This window comes from Pseudoalteromonas sp. SWYJZ98 (genome assembly GCF_015864495.1).
In the GTDB taxonomy this organism is placed as follows: domain Bacteria; phylum Pseudomonadota; class Gammaproteobacteria; order Enterobacterales; family Alteromonadaceae; genus Pseudoalteromonas; species Pseudoalteromonas distincta.
This window is the reverse complement of record NZ_JADYXA010000020.1, coordinates 25,298-45,342: the sequence shown is the minus strand read 5'-3', so window position 1 is coordinate 45,342 and position 20,045 is coordinate 25,298. Positions and strand designations below refer to the sequence as shown.

Sequence of the window (20,045 nt, the reverse complement as noted above, 5' to 3'; positions counted from 1 at the left end):
CAGAGAACTAAAATGAAAAAAATACTACCCGCATTAATAACAGGTTTATTACTAAGCACTACAGCGCAAGCAGATGATGGCCCAGTAACAGCACAAAAGCTAAGTGAGCATGTATACGTACTATTTGGGCAAGGCGGTAATATTGCAGCAAGTGTAGGTGATGATGGCATTTATATTATTGATGATCAGTTTGCCAAGCTCTCAGATGATATTAAAAAAACCATTAGCGATTTAAAACCAGGCAGTGCAGAGTTTGTCATTAATACTCACCATCATGGCGATCATACCGGTGGCAACGAGAACTTTGCTAAAGCGGGTGCGCATGTTATAGCGCACGACAATGTACACAAACGTTTAGAAGAGCAGCACGGGGAGGGGTCAGACTTTTTACCGCGCATTAGTTTTGGTCACGACTTAAAACTACATTTTAATAACGAACACGCCCATGTAGTGCATTACGAACATGCACACACCGATGGCGATTCGGTTATCTTTTTTAGTAACGACAACATAGTGCACATGGGCGACATTTACTTTAATTTTGGCAGCTTACCGTTTGTTGATGTAGATAGCGGCGGCAGCGTTGATGGTATTTTAGCGGCAGTAAACGATGTAGTTAATCAAATTGACGACAACACTAAAGTAATACCAGGACACGGCAAGGTAAGTGACCGTTCAGGACTGATAGCGTATGGTAAGCTAGTTCAAAACGCGAAAGACGTAATGCTAAAAGCAATGCAAAATAATGCAAGCTTAGAGCAAGTACTTAAAGCCGATCCATTGGCTGAGCTGAATCTTGAATACGCAGGCTGGTTACCAAAAGAGAAAGTAACCACACTTTTTTATCGTAGCTTAAAGTAGTACGCGTAACGTAAAAAACATGATACAAAGCTGAGTGTACTTTAACGTACATTCGGCTTTTATTTTCTTATGCCCAAAGGAGTTGTGTATGTCGGCAGAAAAAACCCATCTTGAAATTTGTAACTTAACCAGAGAGCAATATCCGCAAATTAAAACCTTGATGGATCAAGCGTATCCCGACTTAGGCGGTGCGTGGCCAAGTCATACCATTTTTAGATTAATAGACCAATTTCCTGAAGGGCAAATAGGTATTGTAGATGACGGTGTGCTGGTGGGCTTAGCATTAAGCGTGCAGGTTGATTACACGCGTTTTTCAAACCCACATACATACGAAGATATTGCAGACGGTCACGACCGTGTATTTAGCGATACCGACGGCGATGCGCTATACGGCTTAGATGTTGCTATTAGCGAAAGTCACAGAGGCATGCGTTTAGGTCGTCGCCTTTATGATGCCCGTAAAGAATTGTGCCGCCAATATAACTTACGCGCTATTTTAGCAGGTGGGCGTATTCCGCGTTATTATAATCACAGTAGTGAAATGACGCCAATGGAATACATTGCAAAAGTAGATCAAAAAGAATTATACGATCCTATTTTAAGTTTTCAGTTATCTAACGATTTTCAGGTAAAACGCTTACTTAAAAAGTATTTACCGGAGGATCAAGAGTCTGTTGGTTACGCCACTCTACTTGAGTGGAATAACATTATGTATGAGCCAACCGACACGGTACTTGAGTCAACTAAATCAATCGTGCGTGTAGGTGCTGTGCAATGGCAAATGCGTTGTGTTGAATCGGTTGAAGAAATGCTAAAGCAGGTTGAATACTTTGTAGATACCGTATCTGACTACAAAAGTGACTTTATACTATTCCCTGAGTTTTTTAATGCGCCACTAATGGGGCTAGGGAATCAAAGTAATCAAACAGAAGCGATTCGCTATCTAGCGGAATATACCGAAACGTTTAAAAACGCGATGTCGCGCATGGCAATAGAATACAACGCTAATATTATTACCGGCTCTATGCCACTTGCCGAAGATGATAAAATTTATAACGTAAGTTACCTGTGCCATCGTAGCGGTAAAATAGACGAGCAACGTAAAATACACATAACCCCGCATGAGCAAAACGATTGGGTTATTCAAGGCGGCGATAAAATTGCCGTGTTTGATACCGATGCCGGTCGTGTAGGTATTCAAATTTGTTACGATGTAGAGTTTCCAGAGCTTTCACGCATATTGGCCAAACAAGGGTTAGATATTCTGTTTGTGCCATTTTGGACTGATACTAAAAACAGTTATTTACGTGTGCGCCACTGTGCACAAGCGCGTGCAATAGAAAACGAATGTTATGTGGTTATTGCAGGCTCAGTAGGTAATTTACCAGAGGTAGAAAGCCTTGATGTGCAGTACTCACAATCGGCGGTATTAACGCCATCGGACTTTTCGTTCCCGCACGATGCAACACTTAACGAAGCCACACCAAACACCGAAATGCTGCTATTTAGTGACCTTGATATGGATAAGCTTAAAATACTTCACAGCGAAGGCACAGTGCGTAATTTAAAAGATCGCCGCGAAGATTTATACGAAGTGATTGTTAAAAAGAGAGACGTTTAATGGCGTGGGTGTACTTAATTATTGCTGGGTTACTTGAAATTGGCTGGCCGATTGGCTTAAAAATTTCGCAAAACGCTGATACACGCTGGCAAGGCATAGCAATAGCGGTGGTATTTTTAGTCGCTAGTGGTTTTATGTTGTGGCTTGCACAAAGGCAAATATCAATGGGTACCTCATACGCCGTATGGACAGGTATTGGCGCCGCCGGTACGTTTTTAGTGGGTATATTGTTTTATAACGATGCCGCTACGTTTGGTCGTATTGCGGGAGTACTGATGATTATTAGCGGTGTGATAACACTAAAAATAAGCTCTTAGAATCAGCTCTTAAAGCTATAAAAACTATAACAGCGCAGGTATAAAAGCCTGCGCTTTTTTATGCCCTTAATTCGGCAACATAACCAAAACAGCGGCAATGGCTATGAGTATTAAGCCTGCTGTATCTTGTTTCTTAAGTGGCTGCTTTAACCAAAGAACGGCAATTAGCATGGTAAAAAACACTTCAACCTGTCCAAGTGTTTTAACGTAAGCAACGTGGTGTAAGCTCATTGCACTAAACCAGCCAATAGAACCGACACAACTAAAAACACTAATTGCGGCTGTAGTACCTTTGTATTGCCACAGTTTACTAAGTGTTTGCGGCTCTTTTAATAATAAATAGCCCAGTAGTATTAGTGTTTGTAAGCTAATTACAAACAGCAAAACCCAAGCTGCTGAGTGAGGAAATAATAATCCTGAATTTAAGCTCGCTTCTCGTACCCACAGCGATGTAAGTGCAAAGCAAGTACCACAAGCCAGTCCTAGTAATGCTGTTTTAGCATTAAAGTGTTTAACGCTTGTTATGCCGCTGAGTAGCAATACGGCAATAGCGCCAAAAAACACACCAAGCCAACCGAGCAAAGAAAGTGCCGAGCCAAAAAATAATACACCTAAAATAGCAGCTACTAACGCCTCGCTTTTGGCAAGACCAGCACCTACAGCGTAATTATTCATTTTAAATAACTTAACCATTAAACCAGTGGCAAGTATTTGCATCACACTTGCGCCTACAATAAATCCCCAAAAGGCATTATTAAACGTAGGCATGGCGGTATCTTGATATTGATACAAACCATATAAATACACGCCAGCAATAGGGCTTGCAATAATAAAGCGAGAGAGTGTTACGCCAGCAACACTCACATCGTTACTTAATTTACTTTGCAGGGCATTACGCCATGCTTGCATGAAGGCGGCTAAAAAAGTGAAAAATATCCAGGTCATGGTCGTCATCGTTAAAATGTAAGGCAGTAAAGTTAACAAGCTTTGTGAAGTAAAGCGATGCATTAACTATGATGTTGAATATTCATCATCTGCGACATTATGTCGCATGGGTTTGAGGATAAATTTAGCTATAGTAGGTCTGATGTTATTGTTAGCCGCCAGAGTTTGTCATAAAACGTATCTGGCGGCTTTTTTATTACGCTTATGCTAAATTATCCGAAACATCAAAAGGGTAAATTATGACAACATTAGTTGTATGTGCATTACTTGCGGTATTAATGCCTTACTTTGCAAAAGTGCCGGTTGCTATAGCAATGGCAAAATTGGGTCGATACGACAATAAACACCCAAGGGCGCAACAAACAAAATTAACCGGCTTTGGTGCACGGGCGCTCGCTGCTCATCAAAACTGTTTTGAATCGCTTGCTGTTTTTGCTGTCGCTATTGCAGTTGTACTGGGCACTAACTCTGTAGGTGCAGTGACCGAAACGCTAGCGGTTACGCATATTGTGTCGCGTATTTTGTATTGCGTATTTTACTATATGAACCTAGATATAATTCGCTCATTAGTGTGGTTTATTGGTTTGGGTACAGCCATTGCCATGATTGTGCTGAGTTTGTAGGTTTATAGCGTAAAACCACAAAGCAAGCAGCCTAAAAGGGCGCTTGCTTTGTAGTCTTGAACAACTCGTGGCGTTAATGCGATACTTTAATTCGCTCAATTAAATCGGTAGGCGCCACTTCACTGTTAATCGCAAAATCTAGTTGTACAAGTACATCTTCAAAACCTGAATCTGATGCTTTATATTTCCATTTTGCTAGCGCTTCTTTCGCTGATTTATCAAAAGTATTTTTAGGTTTAGATTGAATAACACTAATGTTTTTTGTTTTACCGTTTGCTGCAATATCGTATTTTAATACAACAGAGCCGCTGATCCCTTGTTGAGCTGATTGTATTGGGTAAGCAGGTTCAATGCGTATTGTTGGTGAAATGTGATCCTCTTTAGTCATTGCCTCTGGTTGCTTTGCAATCGCTAATCCGCTTAGCATACTTGCTGCTACAAGCAATAAGCCACCTTTAGCAAACTTTGAACGCTCCCCGCTGTGTTTTATATTAGTAAGTCGTTGTAACATGGTTTTTTTATCTCCGTAGTGTGAATAAGCCATAAGCCCTGTGGGCGCATTTGCCGCGCAGTTTATTAAGGCTTTGCTATATAAAATATGTTGTTGTGTGGTTTTATTGGCAAGTACCCGTTCATCACAAGTTAGCTCTTGTAGTCGGCGCATGCTTGCGTAACAAACCCAAGCTAGTGGGTTAAACCAAAGTAAAATAGTAGGTAGTAATATAAGTGTGTTTGTTAGGTTGTCTTTGCGTTTTATGTGTACGTTTTCGTGCTCTAAAATAAGCGCTAATGTGGCTTTATCAAACTGGGTATTGTAGTTACTCGGTAACACCAGCTTGCTGTTTAAAATACCGACCACCATTGGCGTGGCTACATGTTGGCTGGTATAGGCATTAACACCAGTGGCAAGAGTACCTTCAAATTGTGTTAACTCAGTTAACTGCAGGCTTTTAACAAAACGGGTATGTGTAATAAAACTAGCTATTAATAACCCTGCGGTAATAAGTACATACATGAGCGCCCAGCTAATACCCATTTCATGTGTAAAAGGCTGGTTAGGGGTGATTAAGTAACGGCTAATATTGCTATTTTGCAGTGGTTTAATCGCATTTGGTAAATTAGCAATCACCAATGCCGCAGGTAATAGCCATGCTAATTTATATACAAACCGCGAGCCAAGGGCTTTTAAAGCAAATCGCTCAAGTAAAATAAATCCACAAAACAAAATACTTAATAGTAATTGCTGCTCAATCAACCAATTAAAACCAGTTTGAATAACCATGTTAATCCCTTACTTTTGGTTTTTTTCCCAGTCATCTATAACTTTTTTAAGCTCGTTTATATCTTGCTGAGAAAGCTGCTCCGATTTAGCAAAACCGCTTACAAGTGGCGCAATACGTCCACTAAAAAAGCGCTCAATAAAGTTTTGGCTTTCTTTTAGGGTGTAGTCGGCGCGCTCCATACACGGCATATAAATATACTGGCGACCTTCTTTTTCAAATGTAAGTGCGCCTTTTTTTACTAGTCGGCCTAGTAGGGTTTTAATGGTTTTTTCGTGCCATTGCTTATCGTCGCTTAAGCGCTCAATTATTTGGCTCGCGGTGGCGGGGTAGTTAATCCAAAGTGCGTCGAGCACGTCAAACTCTGCTTTTGATAACTCAATCATGCTATTGCCTACAAATGTAATCTTTAATTTAAGACTACACCTGTAATCTATTTTTGCAAGTTTATTTTTAACTTTTTGAGATATAGTTAAGTGACTTGGTATTAGATTTTTGAAATATCGTTTTTATTAATTTGTATATATTGGTTTTCAGGTAGGTTTAGCTTTGAAAGGGTGAGGTCACTAAATTGCACTCTAAATAAGTCAATTACTTTGTATCCGCAGTAATGCGCCATTTTACGTATTTGTCTGTTTAGCCCTTGTTTTAAAACAATACTAAACTGATTACTGGCTATTTTATTTACCTCACAAGGCAGGGTTATGTGTTTATCAACGGGTACGCCTGCTGCCATTTTTTTACAAAAATCATCGTCTAAAGGCTTATTTACGATGACTAAATAATGTTTAGGCTGGTGGAAGTCAGGATGTATTAGTTGATTACAAAAATCCCCATCGTTGGTCAAAATAAGCAAACCGCGAGAGTCTTTATCTAATCGACCAATAGGGTAAACACGGGTGAGTGTGGGCAAATGGTGAATAAGGCTGGCAGGGTCATCAATATTTAATTTACAGTCAATACCTACTGGTTTGTGGTACGCAAAATAAACTAAATCGGCAGCACCTTTAATTTCTCTTTCGTTCACTATTATTGTGTCTTGCTCATCAACGTGATCTATATGATTTGCTGGGCGATTATTTACAGTCACCACACCTTCATCAATTAAACGCGATGCCTGTTTACGAGAGCAAATACCTGCATGGGCAATATATTTAGCGAGTCGAATTTTTGTGATCATAACGTGTGACGCCAGCGGCTAATAAAAATTTGATCGCGATTATAGCAAAGCTGCGTATCAATAATGCTAAATATAAAAAGGTAAACATGATGGGTATTAAATTTTCACAGTTAAAAAAGCACGAACCGCTACAAAAAGTTATTGTTCACTCGTTAGATATGGCGCTTTATCAAGTATCAGTGATGATTAATAACGTTGAATATTATGTAACAGAAGACAGCGGTGAGTTTTTAAGAGCACTCAGCCCACTGCATGTACAAAAACGTTTTGAAAAAATAGCGTACGCACAGATGATGTTAAGGCAAACAAGCGCTTACGACGAAATGTGCGGCCAGCCGGATAAAACCAGCAGCAATATGCTTGAAGTACCTTATGGTAAAAATAATCTTTATTGATTGAGCTAATTTGCTAGTATCTGCTTTTTAAGGGCGATAAATGTATCAATTAAAAGTAGATAATACCGATGCGTTAAACTCAGCGCTTCGCGCACAAATGGTTGAATTTAACGCCGAGCATTTTGATGTGCAAAGAGTGCCATTAGGCTATAAATTTACTGATGAGCAGGGCGAGCTTGTTGCCGGTATTAGTGGGTGTGTGTTTGGAAACTGGCTGATGATTAGTTGGCTTTGGTGTAGCGATAGTGCGCGAGGTAAAGGGCTTGCAGATAAACTGCTAACGGCACTTGAACCAGCAGCTATTGAGCTAGGTGCTACAACTGCTCAGCTTGATACACTTGATTTTCAAGCAAAACCCTTTTATGAAAAGCGCGGTTATAGTGTTAAGTATCAACTTAATAATTACCCACGCTCAGGTACGCGTTACTTTATGGAAAAAGCACTTTAATTTTTGCTGGCTATTTCGCTTTTAGTGGCTCGCCTTCAAAGGTAATACCTAAAAAAGGTGTTGCCTCTGGTGCTAACATAAACGTGCGAATGTTCATATGATCATCCCCTTTAGGGTTTTGCAGCACGTCTTCTCGGTAAAACTTACCAAAACAATCCAACGTATTTTGTTTACTTAAATCGTTTAATTTAGCAAACGCAAAAATTTTACACGAGCCGTTGTTCTCACTCGCAGCGCTAAGTAATCCATGGTTATTAAAGCCACATGCAGTAAAGTCGTAATTTGCTTCTATCACGGCCATTGTATCGGTAAATTGAATGCTTTTTGGGTTTTCAGCAAGTGCTTTTAAATAGTTATTTAGTGTCATGTGTTACCTTTGGGTTTTTAATTATTTAGCGCTCAACTCTAGCTCATCTGTTTGCTGATTTATATTGAATTTAAATCGCGATAAAAAGTTCATTCCTAGCAAACCTTGCCCACGGGTGTTTTCAATGCTTAGCACTTCAAAGCCGTAAATAATTTGCGAGCCCACTTTAAACGATTCAATTTGATAACGCTTTACAACAATTTGACCATTCGCTGTATTTACCGTTACATCGCCTAAATATAAAGGCTGTGGCGAAATTTTCTCAATAATATTTGTAGGTAGTGAGGTTACGCTTGCGCCTGTATCAATCATTAGTTCGGTTGATAGGTTATTATTTATTTCGGTGTTTATTAAGTAGTGCGCGCCGTAAGGCGTTAAAGCAACAAAGTCGTCTTGCGATTGTGCTTTATTGATCATCGCTTGCAGTGTTTGCACTTGGCTTTTTAGATTGTGCTGGTTTGGCATTCGATCAAGGGTTGCTTGTGCACTAATTAAATCGCCTTGCTGAAAGTAGGCGTACGCAAGCGGATATAAAAACTGCGCGTTATCGCTTTTATAATCAAGCCAAATTTGTGTTTGCTCAATAATAGCTTGCCAATTTTGTTGCTCAGTTAATGTGTGTAATTCGTTTTGAGTGAGCGTATTTAAACGTGTATTTACATTACTTTGCTGATCAGCAGGTAGTAATGAATTAAGCTCAAATAAAGCAATAATGGCGTTTTGTGTTTGCTCGCTATTTATTAAATACTCAACCTGTAAATTAAGTAACTCTACGTTATAAGGGCTGTTATTTAATAGCGCATTGAGAAATGATTCGCTGAGTAATAAATTGCTATTTAGCCATGTTTTAAGCTGCACTAGCCACGATGAATAAAGGTTTTTTGCGATTTCTGGATTGCTGTTTTTGAGTTGTTGATAGCTACTAAGTGCGGCTTCAAATTGGTGTTTTTTAAACTGCTGCTTTGCCGTATTTAATAGCGTATTTTGTTGTTTAGGCGATATGCTTTTTTCAGCACCTTGTGTTTTTTTTGCTTTAGTTAACGCGGGCTGCGGCCACAATAAATAAGCGTTAAGGCTAAGTGAGCCAATTAATAGCAAGGTAATTAGCTTGGTATAGTGGCTCATTGTGACCTCTTATTTAATGCAATTGGTATTATTTAATAAAGTGCGTTAAGGCATGAATATTGGCTATTTCAATATCAGCCAGCCCTTTATAAGCATAATTGGCGCCTTGATCGTTTAACCATACCGATTGGCAACCGGCATTATTTGCGCCTTGTACGTCGGTATCTAGGCTATCGCCAATATGTAAAATTTCACTTTTAGCAACGTTTAAGTGCTCGGCGGCTTTATCAAATAAGGTGCTGTGAGGTTTTGCTTTACCGTGCATACCTGCTTGCAGTACGAGTTCAAATTTATCGTGTAAGTTAAAGCGTTCAATTTCAACGTTACCGTTAGTAATTGCAACCAGCGTAAAGTGCTGGGCTAAGTTATCTAGCAGCTTTAGTACGTCGTCGGTTACCACTATTTTACTGCGCGCATCGGCAAAGGCGTTGTAGGCAGCATGGGCATGATACTCTACCTCTTGCTCGTTCAAATCTAGTTTAGAGAGGGCTAAGCGCAGTGTATGTTGGCGCCATTTAGTGACGTTATCAGCAAGTTCAGGTAACTTTAATACGGCCTCATTGCGGCATTGTTGCCAGTATTTTGGGCCTTGGGCTAAGTAGCTCGGGAGCGCGTTTAAATAATTTTGCTGCGCTTTAACCGCTGCTTTTATAATGGGGTGATTGTTGTAAAGAGTGTCGTCTAAATCAAAGCTCATGACAGAAAATGGCTTAATAGCACGATTAAATCGGATCATTTTTATTTACCTAATCAGTTCGTTTTTTTGCACGAGGGTGAGTGTTGTCGTACACCTTGGCTAAATGTTGAAAATCTAAATGCGTATACACTTGTGTAGCCGACAAACTGCTGTGCCCTAGTAACTCTTGCACGGCGCGTAAATCACCAGATGATTCTAAAATATGTGACGCAAACGAGTGGCGCAGCTTATGCGGATGAACCTGCGAGCTAATGCCTTGTTTTATTCCCCACTCTTGCATGCGTAGGCGTACTTGGCGAATCGAAATACGGTTTTTTTGGCTACTTAAGAATACTGCTATTTCATCGGGCTTTGCAAACTGAGGGCGTATTGTGAGCCATTTTTTTAATGCGTCTAGCGCTTTTTTGCCCACCGGAATTAATCGCTCTTTATTACCTTTACCACGCACTAAAATTTCACCATTGGCAGCGCTAATATCTTGCATATTAGCGCCAACTAACTCGCTTATACGCAGCCCTGATGAATACATTAACTCCATCATTGCTTTATCTCTAATTGCGAGAGGTTCGTCGTCGGGTATTTCGAGCAAGCGTGCCATTTGATCTACATCGAGATTCTTAGGTAGGGGCTTTGCAAACTTAGGGCCTTTTATACCTATTGCCGGATTATGGTAATGCGATTGCTCGGCAATATTTTTTGCTTTTAAAAACTTATATAAGCTGCGAATACAACTGAGCTTTAAGCTAATTGTACGGCCACTTAATTGCTTTGATCGCAGTGCCATGCTGTAGCGGCGAATATGTTCGCCTTGTACGCCAAACCAGTCATCACATAGTTTGCTAAAATATAGGGCTGCAAAGCCAAGTTGGCTTACGTATTGATTAACTGTGTGCGCTGAATATTGTTTTTCAAACTTTAAATAATCGCTAAATAGCGTTATGGGTGTACGCCAGTGGTCGCTCAGCGCGGTAATATTAGGCGCATCGTCACTCATGCTAGTTTTTGTAACCGCAGGTGTAATGCGTTTATAAAGTCGAGCACAAACAGGTTATCTTGCGCGGGCTCAAAATGGTTTACGTTATTGCTACCAAACGCCAAAATAGCGATAGGGTGCTTGGTGTCGCCAATTAAATAAATAGCGACGGATTGTGTATCTTCACTAAATAATTGTTCGCGCTCTTGTTTATTAATTCGCCCTAAATAATGCCCAGAATGGGTAAGGCGATGCGCAATAAGCTCGTCGTACTCGGGATTGTATTTTACTAATTTGCAGTCGTTAACATCTTCACTTGAGCAGATTATATTGCGTAGATTATTTGCAAGAGTGTCAAAATCGTCATGATTCCAAAGCTGGCGATGACATTGGCTAAACAAACGATATACGAGCTCGTTTTGCGTTGCATGCTTGCTCATAGCATCTATTTGGCTTTTTAAAAGCGTGTTGTGCTCGCGTAATTTACGTTGCTGAATATGTACTAGTGACGTTGCGCCTTGAGCTTGCTGTTGCAGCTCAAGTTGTGCGAGTAGCTCAGGGTGATGAACTAAAAAGTCAGGATGTTGCTGTAAGTAATCAATAACCTGCTCTGTACTTAGCTCGCTCATAGCGCTACTTGTCCGTCGAAAACATGCTCTGCGGGACCAGTCATGCGTACCGGATGACCTTCACCACTCCAGCGCACTTGCAAAGTACCGCCCGGCAAATCTACTTGAACGGTTGTTGATAATTTATTTTGCATATGACCAATCACCATTGCTGCACACGCACCTGTGCCACAGGCTAGGGTTTCGTTAACGCCGCGCTCCCACACTCTTAGCTTAATGTGTTCTTGCGATACAACCTGCATAAAGCCAATGTTCGCTTTTTGCGGAAAGCGTTCGTGGTTTTCGAGTAATGGACCCAATACATCAACTTGCGCGGTGGTTACGTCGTCAACTTCTAGCACGCAATGTGGGTTACCCATAGATACCGCGCCACTAAATACAGTGTGTTCTTGCGTTCTAATAATATAAGTAAGCTCGCGTTTGCTGGCTTTTAACGGAATTTTACTTGGCTCAAAATTAGGATGGCCCATGTTAACAGTTACTTGACCGTCTTTTTCTATGTAGAGCGTTAAGTTGCCCGACTTAGTCGATACACTAATTTTGTGCTTGTTAGTAAGGCCTTTCATGCGTACAAAGCGGGCAAAACAGCGTGCGCCGTTACCGCATTGTTCTACTTCGGTACCATCGGCATTAAAAATTCGATAATGAAAGTCGAGATCAGGTGAATATGGTGCTTCAACCATCAGCAATTGGTCAAAGCCAATGCCAAAGTGGCGATCTGCCAGTTTTTTGATTTGGTCTCGCGACAAAAAAACATTTTGTGTAATGTTATCAATCACAACAAAGTCGTTACCTAAGCCGTGCATTTTGGAAAAATTAACTAACATAGCGCTCTAATTCGGTTTTGCTCTGTGCTAATCATGCCACAGAGCAGCTAGTAGACAAAAACGTTTATGGTAAAACTTTCTCACCTTGATAAAGGCTTTCAATAGTTTCGCGTTCACGAATAAGGTGATGCTGCTGACCATCTACCATTATTTCTGCAACACGCGGGCGCGAGTTGTAGTTTGAGCTCATTGTAAAGCCATATGCACCCGCACTTCGTTGTGCAAGTAAATCGCCTTGTTTAAGCGCTAGTTCACGGTCTTTTCCTAAAAAGTCGCCGGTTTCGCACACCGGACCCACAATATCAAAGTTGTGAGTAGGTGTTTCGTCGTCGCGAACGGATACCGGAATAATTTTTTGCCACGCTTGATAAAGCGCAGGGCGAAGCATATCGTTCATACCTGCATCGACAATGGCAAAAAACTTGTCTTGGTTTTGTTTGATAAATTCAACTTGAGTAACCAAAATACCTGCGTTAGCTGCAATAGCGCGCCCTGGTTCAAAAATAAGTTCAAGATGTTTGTAGTTAGCTAAGCGTTCGGTAACTTGCGCTGCATATTCACTTGGGTGTGGTGGTTGCTCGTTGTCGTATGGCACACCTAAACCGCCGCCAATATCTAAATGAGTTAGCTCAATACCGTTAGTTTTTAGCTCATCAATAAGCGCCATTAATTTATCAAGGGCTTCTAAAAAAGGTCTAACTTGCGTTAATTGAGAGCCAATATGGCAATCGACACCAATTACTTTTAAACCAGGTAAAGCCGCTGCTTGTTGATAAACACTCACTGCTGTTTGAATATCAATACCAAATTTATTTTCTTTTAAACCGGTAGAAATATACGGATGTGTTTTTGCATCTATGTCTGGGTTTACGCGAATAGAAATAGGCGCTTCTAGGTTAAGCTCGCAAGCCACTTCAGAAATACGTTCAAGCTCAGACGCCGACTCTACATTAAAACATTTAATGCCCAGTTTTAATGCGTAAGCTATTTCGTCAGACGTTTTAGCCACGCCTGAAAAAACCACTTTAGAAGCATCGCCTCCCGCTTTAATTACACGCGCTAGTTCACCTTTAGATACAATATCGAAACCCGATCCTAAGCGCGCTAATATATTAAGTACGGCAATATTTGAGTTTGCTTTTACAGCGTAACATACCAAGCTTTTATGATTTTTAGTGGCGTTAGCAAATGCTAAGTAATGGCGCTCAAATGTAGCACGCGAGTATACATAACACGGCGTGCCATATTGCTGCGCTATGCTTGCTACGCTGACGTCTTCGGCAAATAATTGGTTGTTTTTGTAGTTAAAATAATCCATTTATTGCTCCTGACTTTGCGATGCTTTAGCTTGCTCAGCGGTAGTGGCTGGTTTAGCTGTATTTTGAGGTTGGTTTTGCTCTGTTTGTTGCTCTGGTAAATATAACGGACCGCTTTGTCCGCAGCCAGCTAAGGCGCTTAACAGTACAGTGCTTATTAATAGTCTTTTTAATTGTAAGGTATGTGTCGCTTTCATTAGATTAATACGGTTGCTGGCTTTATAATCGCAGAGTAACAGAATATCTAAAAAATGCAGCTATTCGCGGATGATTTTATTCCTGTTACACTAAGGCTTGTTTATCTCTCGAGGTTGAATTTGCGCTGCCCGTTGGGTTCGTCCTAGGAACGATTTGCTCTTTGTTGCTCGGTTTTAACTTAGTCCACTAGGTTACAAACCTGGCGCCGCGATTAAATCGCCCCTAGATAGAACAAATTTCAATCCTGAAAGGTTAACAGGCCCTAGCTGCACATTTTTAAAGCTAATTTAAAGCTAAAACGTACCCAATATTAGGCGGCTCGCCTGCAAAGGAAATAACAATGACTGAACACGAATATCACCAATTAGCCGAAGCTCTTATGTTCACTATTGAAGAGCAGGTTGATGATTGCGAAGCTGATTTAGATTATGAATCGGCACAAGGTATTTTAGAAATTATTTTTCCTGATAAAAGTAAAATAGTGATCAATAAGCAAGCACCTCTTCATCAAGTATGGGTTGCGACTAAGTTTAACGGACATCATTTTGAAATGCGTGATGGGTTATGGATTGATAACCGCTCTGGCGCTGAATTTTGGGCGTTTATAAATGAAGCCTCAACTCGCCAAGCAGGCCAAGAAGTTAAGTGGCAATCATCACTATGAGTTTAGAATTTGTAGAATATGCAGCCCAAAGTGAACATAAAGCAACGGTTATTTGGTTACATGGTTTAGGTGACTCTGGGGATGGTTTTGCGCCAGTAGCCCCGCAGCTAAATTTACCAAGCGAGCTTGGTATACGGTTTATTTTTCCGCATGCGCCAGTGCAACCGGTCACCATAAATGGTGGCATGGAAATGCGCTCTTGGTACGATATTAAGTCTATAGAATTAGATAAGCGTGCCGATGAACAAGGCGTAAGAGATTCTGCTGCAAAGGTAGAAGAGTTAATTAATAAAGAAATTGCTAATGGCATTCCTGCTAATAAAATAATTTTAGCTGGTTTTTCTCAAGGTGGTGTTGTGTCTTTGCATTTAGCGCCGCGCTTTGAGCAAAAGCTTGGGGGTGTTATGGCGCTTTCTACTTATATGTGTGTGCCACACAAATTTGCTGATGAAGCAAAACATTCTGATTTAAACGTATTTATGGCTCATGGTAGCCAAGATAACGTTGTACCGCAGAGTGCGGGTAGAAATGCGTTTGAAGTATTAACAGCACATAACATGGATGTAAGCTGGCAAGAATATCCAATGGCTCATCAAGTTTGCGCAGAAGAATTGCAAGCTATTCGCCAATGGTTAATTGCTCGTTTAAGCTAATTTTGGAACCGCTGAGGTCAATATGAGTCAAAAAATAGTTATAAAAGCAAATGTTAAACGCGAATTACAACAGAGCGTACCAACGGTAAGCTACGAGTGGAATTGGCGTCGTATTGTGAGTATTGCTATGTTGGTATTAATGACCTCTGCAGCAGTTGTTTATGGCTTAACCACCTCTGTTAATGCAGAGCAAGGTGAGCACCCAAATGAGCAGGAACAATTCTTAAGTTTTAGCAGTAACGCTGAAAACCAAACAAGCGATGAGGTAATGGATGTTGAGCCTCAATCATCAGTAAACAATACCCCAGCTGAGTCTGCAGAGGTAACTCAAGCGAGTATTGAACCTTTGTTAGCTGAGCAAAATGAGACTCACATTTCAAGTAATACACCTGCCGAAGTAGACCTTGTAAATAATACCTCGGCTTTGTTGGCTAACAACGATATTGTTACTGATCAAAGCGAAAGTATTAATACAGAGTTAAACTCAAACCTTGATAATGATGTGCAAGAAGAAACCGCAGAAGCCCAAAACGTAACTGAGCCTGCTAGTCAAAGTGACTTACTTTTAGAGTTAGAAAGTGATGATGGCGCATTGAGTGGCACTGAAGGTTTTTCCTCTACAGCACATGTGGCAAGTGTGGCATTGGGCGCGCAAATAGACACGGGTAAAATTAGTCGTGCGGTACTTACTCGTAAAGTAAGTAAGCGTGAGCCTACTAATGTGTTTGCTGCTGATATTAGGTTAAGCCAGTTTGAGGAAGGGTTATCGTTTTTTAGCGAGATTAAAAACCTTCAAGGCCAGCAAGTTAAGCATGTTTGGTCGTTTGAAGGTGAAACGATGGCTGAAATTACACTTAATGTTACTTCGCCTCGTTACAGAACGTACTCAACAAAAAATATAATGAACACACAAACAGGTCATTGGCGTGTTGATGTAGTTGATGAGCAAGGTAATTTAATTGCCCAAAAAGAATTTAGAATTTTAGCTGACTAAAACTGGCTAAACGCAGTAATTAATTGGATACCCCTATGACAGAAAAAACAAAATTAGTACGCATCGCAACGCGCAAAAGCGCTCTAGCACTTTGGCAGGCCGAATTTGTAAAAGCAGAGCTTGAGCGTTTTCATGCAGATGTGCGCGTAGAATTAGTCCCAATGTCGACACAAGGGGATATAATTTTAGATACGCCATTGGCCAAAATTGGCGGTAAAGGCTTATTTGTTAAAGAACTAGAGCAAGCCATGCTAGATGGCCGAGCTGATATTGCCGTACATTCTATGAAAGATGTTCCAGTAGAGTTTCCTCAAGGGCTAGCACTGCATACTATTTGTGAGCGTGAGGATCCACGCGATGCGTTTGTATCAAACAATTTCGCTAATTTAAGTGCCCTACCACAAGGCGCTATTGTTGGTACTTCGAGCTTACGCCGCCAGTGCCAAATTAAGGCACTTCGCCCTGATTTAGATATTCGTGATTTACGCGGCAATGTAAATACGCGTTTAGGTAAATTAGATGACGGCCAATATGATGCTATTATTTTAGCGGCTGCAGGGCTTATTCGTTTAGAAATGGAGTCGCGTATTGCTGACTACATTGAGCCAGAAGTGTCATTACCAGCAAATGGTCAAGGCGCTGTAGGTATTGAATGTCGTATTGATGATGAAGTAACCAAAGCATTACTTGCACCACTTGAGCATACACAAACACGTATTCGCGTAAACGCAGAGCGTTCGATGAATCGCTATTTAGAAGGTGGTTGCCAAGTTCCTATTGGTGCTTATGCATTGGTTGATGGCGAACAAGTGCATTTACGTGGTTTAGTTGGTGCTGTTGATGGCAGCGAAATTTTACGTGACGAAGTAACAGGCCATGTAAATGACGCAGAAAAACTAGGTATTGAGCTTGCTAAAAAATTACTAGCTCAAGGTGCAGACAAAATATTAGCTGAAGTTTATAGAGACGCATAAATGACACATATTCTGATAACTCGGCCCGAAGGAAAAGGCGCAGCCCTTGCACAGCAACTTGAGCAAGCGGGTTATCAGGCGTCTTTATTTCCGGTATTAAAAATAACGCATTTAACACCCTCCAGCACTGAGCTTAGTCCACTATTAAATGCAGATAAAATAATATTTATATCGCAAGATGCAGTCAGTGCACTTTCGCAATTAAAACCAGATATAAATACCAAAGCGCAATTTTATGCGGTTGGACAACAAACAGCCGATGTTATATATGAGCAATTTGGTGTGCGCGCAGCAGTACCAAAGCAGTATGATTCAGAAGGGTTACTTGCGCTTAAATCACTCGCCGAGGTGGATGGCTGTAATATAGTATTAGTTAAGGGCCAAGGTGGCCGCCCTGAGTTAGCTAAAACGCTCAAAGAGCGCGGTGCTTTTTTAAATAATTGTGTTGTGTACAAACGTGAACCGACAGAGAGTATTACCCTCAACTGGACAGACCACTGGAAAAGCCAGAATGTACACGGTATAGTCATAACAAGTAATGCAGCAGTTGATGCTATATTTAAAAGCCTTACTGCACACCAACTACAATGGTTACAACAGTGCCGATTTTATGTTGCCAGCGAGCGTATAGCCGCTTATTTAAAGCTGCAACAGGTAAGTTCGGCTAATATACACATTGCAGCAGGGGCTAGCGATAATGCTATGTTTACCTGCATAAATCAGCAAGGTAGCAACATGAGCGAACAGTCAAAGCCAGTAACGGCAGAAAAAGCCACACCAACAATAGCTAACACGACCTCTGCTAAATCAACTAAGCAAGAGCCTACAGCTACAAAAAATACGGCAGACAAAAGTAAACAAAAAATAAGTAAGGTTGCAGTACTTGCGCTTCTTATTTCGTTAATTGTGGCATCTGGTGTTGGATACGAGTTTTATCAAAAATTAAATGCTGGTAAGGCGCAAAACCTAGCCGTTAATGAGTTAAGCGAGCAAAATAAGTTACTCACCCAGGAGCTGCAAGCACTTAAATCGGCGCAATCTAATTTGCAACAAGCGCTGTTTAATAGTGAAGAAAAAGTTGCCGCAGCCCTAAATGAAAGTGCAGTTCAAAATCAGCAAGAACTAAAAGCGGCTTTGCAAAAGGCGCAGCAACAAGGCTCATCGTTAAACCCGCAAGAAGTAACCAGCTTACAGCGTATGGCTGAGTTTAAACTATGGGCTGAAAAAGACTACCAAGGCACTAGTGCTGTTTTAAAACGCTTAGATGGATTACTTAGTGAGCACCCAGGAACAGTTGAAGTTCGCCAAGCGATTATGCAAGATATACAAACACTTGATAGCCTTAAACCTGTTGCAACAGAGGCTATTTATTTACAGCTAAACAGTGTACTAAGCAGTATTGACGACTTAGTTTTTAATGCAGTTAATTTACCAGAAGAAGCAGCTGCAATAGATGAAAATGCTTTAAGTGGTGACGTGAGTGATTGGCAGCAAAACTTGAGTAATAGCTGGAATAAAATTGTGGATAGCTTTATTACTATTCGTCAGCACGAGGGTGTTTCCATTGAGCCATTACTTACGGATCAAGAGCGCCATTTAATAAATCAACGAATCAAGCTTAATATAACTCAGGCACAAGATGCACTTATGAGTAAGCAGGCGAGTATTTTCTTTAGCGCCTTAAGTGAAGCAAAACGTTTAGTTGGTGAGTACTTTAAGCAAGACGATGATACAACTAAAACGGTACTTAAAGCGTTGTCTAAACTTGAAAAAGAGCAGCTTAACTTTAATCCAAAAGTAACCTTAAACAGTACACAAAAGGTTAAGGAGTGGGCGCAATGATAGGGCTAATTATTTTAATTGTAGCTATTGTTGTTGTACTAGCGGTTACTCCATTCGTTCTAGATGAAAAAGGTTATGTACTTATTTCATTTAACAATACGACGATAGAAGGCACGATAGTATCGTTTTGTATAATGGCAGTCATTACCGCTGTTGTTTTATATTTAACATATAAGTTAATTCGTTATTTATTATCGATTTATCATAATACTAAGCATGGCTTTTTTGCACGTAGCCAAGAGCGCAAACAAGCAGCTATTGAGCAGGCTCTTTGGAGTGCAATTAATGATGATTACGAGCACGTAGAACAGGCTTTATCGGGTAATAGCGTACCAGATAAGTTTGAAGATATTCGCTTAGCATTACTTGCAAAAGCAGCGCTTGCTAATAATCAAACAGATAAAGCACTTGAGCGTTTATTTGAAATAAGCCCAGAGCATCAATTAAAAGTAGCAAAGCTATGGTTGGCAAGTGGCGACAGTAGCGCGATTGAATCACAAATGCGTATTAGCGCAGAAGCTAAAAAAGCCACCGCACTTGAGTTAAAGCTTTATGCAGAAGTATTAGTACAGCAACAACACTTTAGTGCGCTGGAAGACTTTTTGCCGCGTTTACTGCGCAAAAAAGCACTTACTGATGTACAGTGGACGCAGTTATTTAGTGCTTATTTTAATGCGTTAGATGCAGACAAGCTGAGTGAAAAATATAAACAGCTACCGAAAAAGCTGCAAGCTCATGCCCACACCGCATATTTAATGCAAATGGCGCAAGCAGGTCAATTGGCTGTTATTGAAAGTGACTTAATTAAGATGGTTAAGCATAGTGAGCAACACTTAGAGCTTGCAAATATATTAAGTAAAGCAACAGCAGCCGATGCAGCTAAGTTGCAAATAAGCATTCAAGAACGCCTTAAGAAGGATGATTCAAATAATTCACTATTACTTGCGCTGGCTTGCCTTGCTAATGCTAAAGGTGATTATGACTTAGCAGCTAGAATTTTTGATAAAGCACTGAATAGCGACAATAAAAAACAGTTCTCTGAACAAGCTGTGTTGAGTTATAAAAATAGTGCACAAGCAGAAAAGGCGCTCGTTTTATATCAATAAATGACTACAC

At 40.6% G+C, this 20,045-nt stretch carries 24 protein-coding genes; 12 read left to right on the top strand and 12 right to left on the bottom strand.

Annotation, left to right across the window (positions count from 1 at the left end):
• The first annotated feature begins 12 nt into the window (after nt 1-12).
• The 3 genes from I6F10_RS12540 (at nt 13) to I6F10_RS12530 (ending at nt 2,799) form a co-directional block, all read left to right on the top strand.
• Nucleotides 13-861: an MBL fold metallo-hydrolase gene (locus I6F10_RS12540; RefSeq protein ID WP_039486908.1), complete on the top strand. Its 849-nt coding sequence runs from the start codon at nt 13-15 to the stop codon at nt 859-861.
• 88 nt (nt 862-949) lie between these two features.
• The gene (locus tag I6F10_RS12535; protein ID WP_024595458.1) at nt 950-2,482 is read left to right on the top strand and encodes a bifunctional GNAT family N-acetyltransferase/carbon-nitrogen hydrolase family protein; all 1,533 of its coding nucleotides are present in this window, start codon (nt 950-952) and stop codon (nt 2,480-2,482) included.
• The gene (locus I6F10_RS12530; protein ID WP_002962354.1) at nt 2,482-2,799 is read left to right on the top strand and encodes a DMT family transporter; all 318 of its coding nucleotides are present in this window, start codon (nt 2,482-2,484) and stop codon (nt 2,797-2,799) included. The genes I6F10_RS12535 and I6F10_RS12530 overlap by 1 nt, the downstream gene beginning before the upstream one ends.
• 66 nt (nt 2,800-2,865) lie before the next feature.
• Here the strand turns inward: I6F10_RS12530 and I6F10_RS12525 are convergent, their stop codons facing one another.
• On the bottom strand, nt 2,866-3,744 hold the full coding sequence (locus tag I6F10_RS12525; RefSeq protein WP_375144348.1) for an EamA family transporter: 879 nt from the start codon (nt 3,742-3,744) through the stop codon (nt 2,866-2,868).
• Between the two features lie 239 nt (nt 3,745-3,983).
• On the opposite strand from I6F10_RS12525, the gene I6F10_RS12520 reads away from it, so the two are divergent.
• The gene (locus I6F10_RS12520) at nt 3,984-4,367 is read left to right on the top strand and encodes an MAPEG family protein (protein ID WP_165743255.1); all 384 of its coding nucleotides are present in this window, start codon (nt 3,984-3,986) and stop codon (nt 4,365-4,367) included.
• A gap of 73 nt (nt 4,368-4,440) precedes the next feature.
• Here the strand turns inward: I6F10_RS12520 and I6F10_RS12515 are convergent, their stop codons facing one another.
• From I6F10_RS12515 to I6F10_RS12505, 3 genes are all read right to left on the bottom strand, one after another.
• Entirely contained in the window at nt 4,441-5,649 is a 1,209-nt protein-coding gene (locus I6F10_RS12515) for a M56 family metallopeptidase (protein ID WP_197098922.1), read from the bottom strand.
• Nucleotides 5,650-5,658: 9 nt separating this feature from the next.
• A complete protein-coding gene (locus I6F10_RS12510; RefSeq protein ID WP_007580531.1) occupies nt 5,659-6,033 on the bottom strand; it encodes a BlaI/MecI/CopY family transcriptional regulator in 375 nt (124 codons plus the stop codon).
• A 101-nt stretch (nt 6,034-6,134) separates the two neighbouring features.
• Complete coding sequence (locus tag I6F10_RS12505) at nt 6,135-6,827, bottom strand: pseudouridine synthase (RefSeq protein ID WP_165743257.1); 693 nt, start codon at nt 6,825-6,827, stop codon at nt 6,135-6,137.
• An 89-nt stretch (nt 6,828-6,916) separates the two neighbouring features.
• Between I6F10_RS12505 and I6F10_RS12500 the strand changes: the two genes are divergently transcribed.
• Nucleotides 6,917-7,222 carry a DUF6482 family protein gene (locus I6F10_RS12500; RefSeq protein ID WP_002961002.1) on the top strand — a complete coding sequence of 102 codons (306 nt, stop codon included), beginning with the start codon at nt 6,917-6,919 and terminating at the stop codon, nt 7,220-7,222.
• A gap of 40 nt (nt 7,223-7,262) precedes the next feature.
• The gene (locus I6F10_RS12495) at nt 7,263-7,670 is read left to right on the top strand and encodes a GNAT family N-acetyltransferase (RefSeq protein WP_165743258.1); all 408 of its coding nucleotides are present in this window, start codon (nt 7,263-7,265) and stop codon (nt 7,668-7,670) included.
• Nucleotides 7,671-7,680: 10 nt separating this feature from the next.
• Here the strand turns inward: I6F10_RS12495 and I6F10_RS12490 are convergent, their stop codons facing one another.
• The 8 genes from I6F10_RS12490 to lptM all read right to left on the bottom strand — a co-directional run bounded on the left by I6F10_RS12490 (nt 7,681) and on the right by lptM (nt 13,801).
• Complete coding sequence (locus I6F10_RS12490; protein WP_002960998.1) at nt 7,681-8,037, bottom strand: HopJ type III effector protein; 357 nt, start codon at nt 8,035-8,037, stop codon at nt 7,681-7,683.
• A gap of 21 nt (nt 8,038-8,058) precedes the next feature.
• A complete protein-coding gene (locus I6F10_RS12485; RefSeq protein WP_197098921.1) occupies nt 8,059-9,162 on the bottom strand; it encodes a retroviral-like aspartic protease family protein in 1,104 nt (367 codons plus the stop codon).
• A gap of 28 nt (nt 9,163-9,190) precedes the next feature.
• Nucleotides 9,191-9,898, bottom strand: a complete 708-nt coding sequence (locus I6F10_RS12480) for an HAD-IA family hydrolase (protein WP_197098920.1) — start codon at nt 9,896-9,898, stop codon at nt 9,191-9,193.
• Nucleotides 9,899-9,908: 10 nt separating this feature from the next.
• Nucleotides 9,909-10,853: a tyrosine recombinase XerC gene (locus I6F10_RS12475; protein ID WP_024594613.1), complete on the bottom strand. Its 945-nt coding sequence runs from the start codon at nt 10,851-10,853 to the stop codon at nt 9,909-9,911.
• On the bottom strand, nt 10,850-11,461 hold the full coding sequence (locus I6F10_RS12470; RefSeq protein ID WP_197098919.1) for a DUF484 family protein: 612 nt from the start codon (nt 11,459-11,461) through the stop codon (nt 10,850-10,852). The genes I6F10_RS12475 and I6F10_RS12470 overlap by 4 nt, the downstream gene beginning before the upstream one ends.
• Nucleotides 11,458-12,288: a diaminopimelate epimerase gene (dapF, locus tag I6F10_RS12465; RefSeq protein ID WP_182674459.1), complete on the bottom strand. Its 831-nt coding sequence runs from the start codon at nt 12,286-12,288 to the stop codon at nt 11,458-11,460. Before dapF ends, I6F10_RS12470 begins: the two co-directional genes overlap by 4 nt.
• Before the next feature lie 64 nt (nt 12,289-12,352).
• Nucleotides 12,353-13,606, bottom strand: coding sequence for a diaminopimelate decarboxylase (lysA, locus tag I6F10_RS12460; protein WP_002960983.1), 1,254 nt, complete (start codon nt 13,604-13,606; stop codon nt 12,353-12,355).
• The gene (gene lptM, locus I6F10_RS12455) at nt 13,607-13,801 is read right to left on the bottom strand and encodes an LPS translocon maturation chaperone LptM (protein WP_024594615.1); all 195 of its coding nucleotides are present in this window, start codon (nt 13,799-13,801) and stop codon (nt 13,607-13,609) included.
• Nucleotides 13,802-14,142: 341 nt separating this feature from the next.
• On the opposite strand from lptM, the gene cyaY reads away from it, so the two are divergent.
• The 6 genes from cyaY to I6F10_RS12425 are packed head-to-tail and all read left to right on the top strand — an operon-like array spanning nt 14,143 to nt 20,035.
• Complete coding sequence (cyaY, locus tag I6F10_RS12450) at nt 14,143-14,466, top strand: iron donor protein CyaY (RefSeq protein ID WP_002960979.1); 324 nt, start codon at nt 14,143-14,145, stop codon at nt 14,464-14,466.
• The gene (locus I6F10_RS12445) at nt 14,463-15,119 is read left to right on the top strand and encodes an alpha/beta hydrolase (protein ID WP_197098918.1); all 657 of its coding nucleotides are present in this window, start codon (nt 14,463-14,465) and stop codon (nt 15,117-15,119) included. Before cyaY ends, I6F10_RS12445 begins: the two co-directional genes overlap by 4 nt.
• A 22-nt stretch (nt 15,120-15,141) precedes the next feature.
• On the top strand, nt 15,142-16,113 hold the full coding sequence (locus I6F10_RS12440) for a DUF2914 domain-containing protein (protein WP_197098917.1): 972 nt from the start codon (nt 15,142-15,144) through the stop codon (nt 16,111-16,113).
• Nucleotides 16,114-16,148: 35 nt separating this feature from the next.
• Nucleotides 16,149-17,087, top strand: a complete 939-nt coding sequence (hemC, locus tag I6F10_RS12435) for a hydroxymethylbilane synthase (RefSeq protein ID WP_138489810.1) — start codon at nt 16,149-16,151, stop codon at nt 17,085-17,087.
• Nucleotides 17,088-18,929: a uroporphyrinogen-III synthase gene (locus I6F10_RS12430; protein ID WP_197098916.1), complete on the top strand. Its 1,842-nt coding sequence runs from the start codon at nt 17,088-17,090 to the stop codon at nt 18,927-18,929.
• A complete protein-coding gene (locus I6F10_RS12425) occupies nt 18,926-20,035 on the top strand; it encodes a heme biosynthesis HemY N-terminal domain-containing protein (protein ID WP_197098915.1) in 1,110 nt (369 codons plus the stop codon). Before I6F10_RS12430 ends, I6F10_RS12425 begins: the two co-directional genes overlap by 4 nt.
• Nucleotides 20,036-20,045 lie beyond the last annotated feature (10 nt).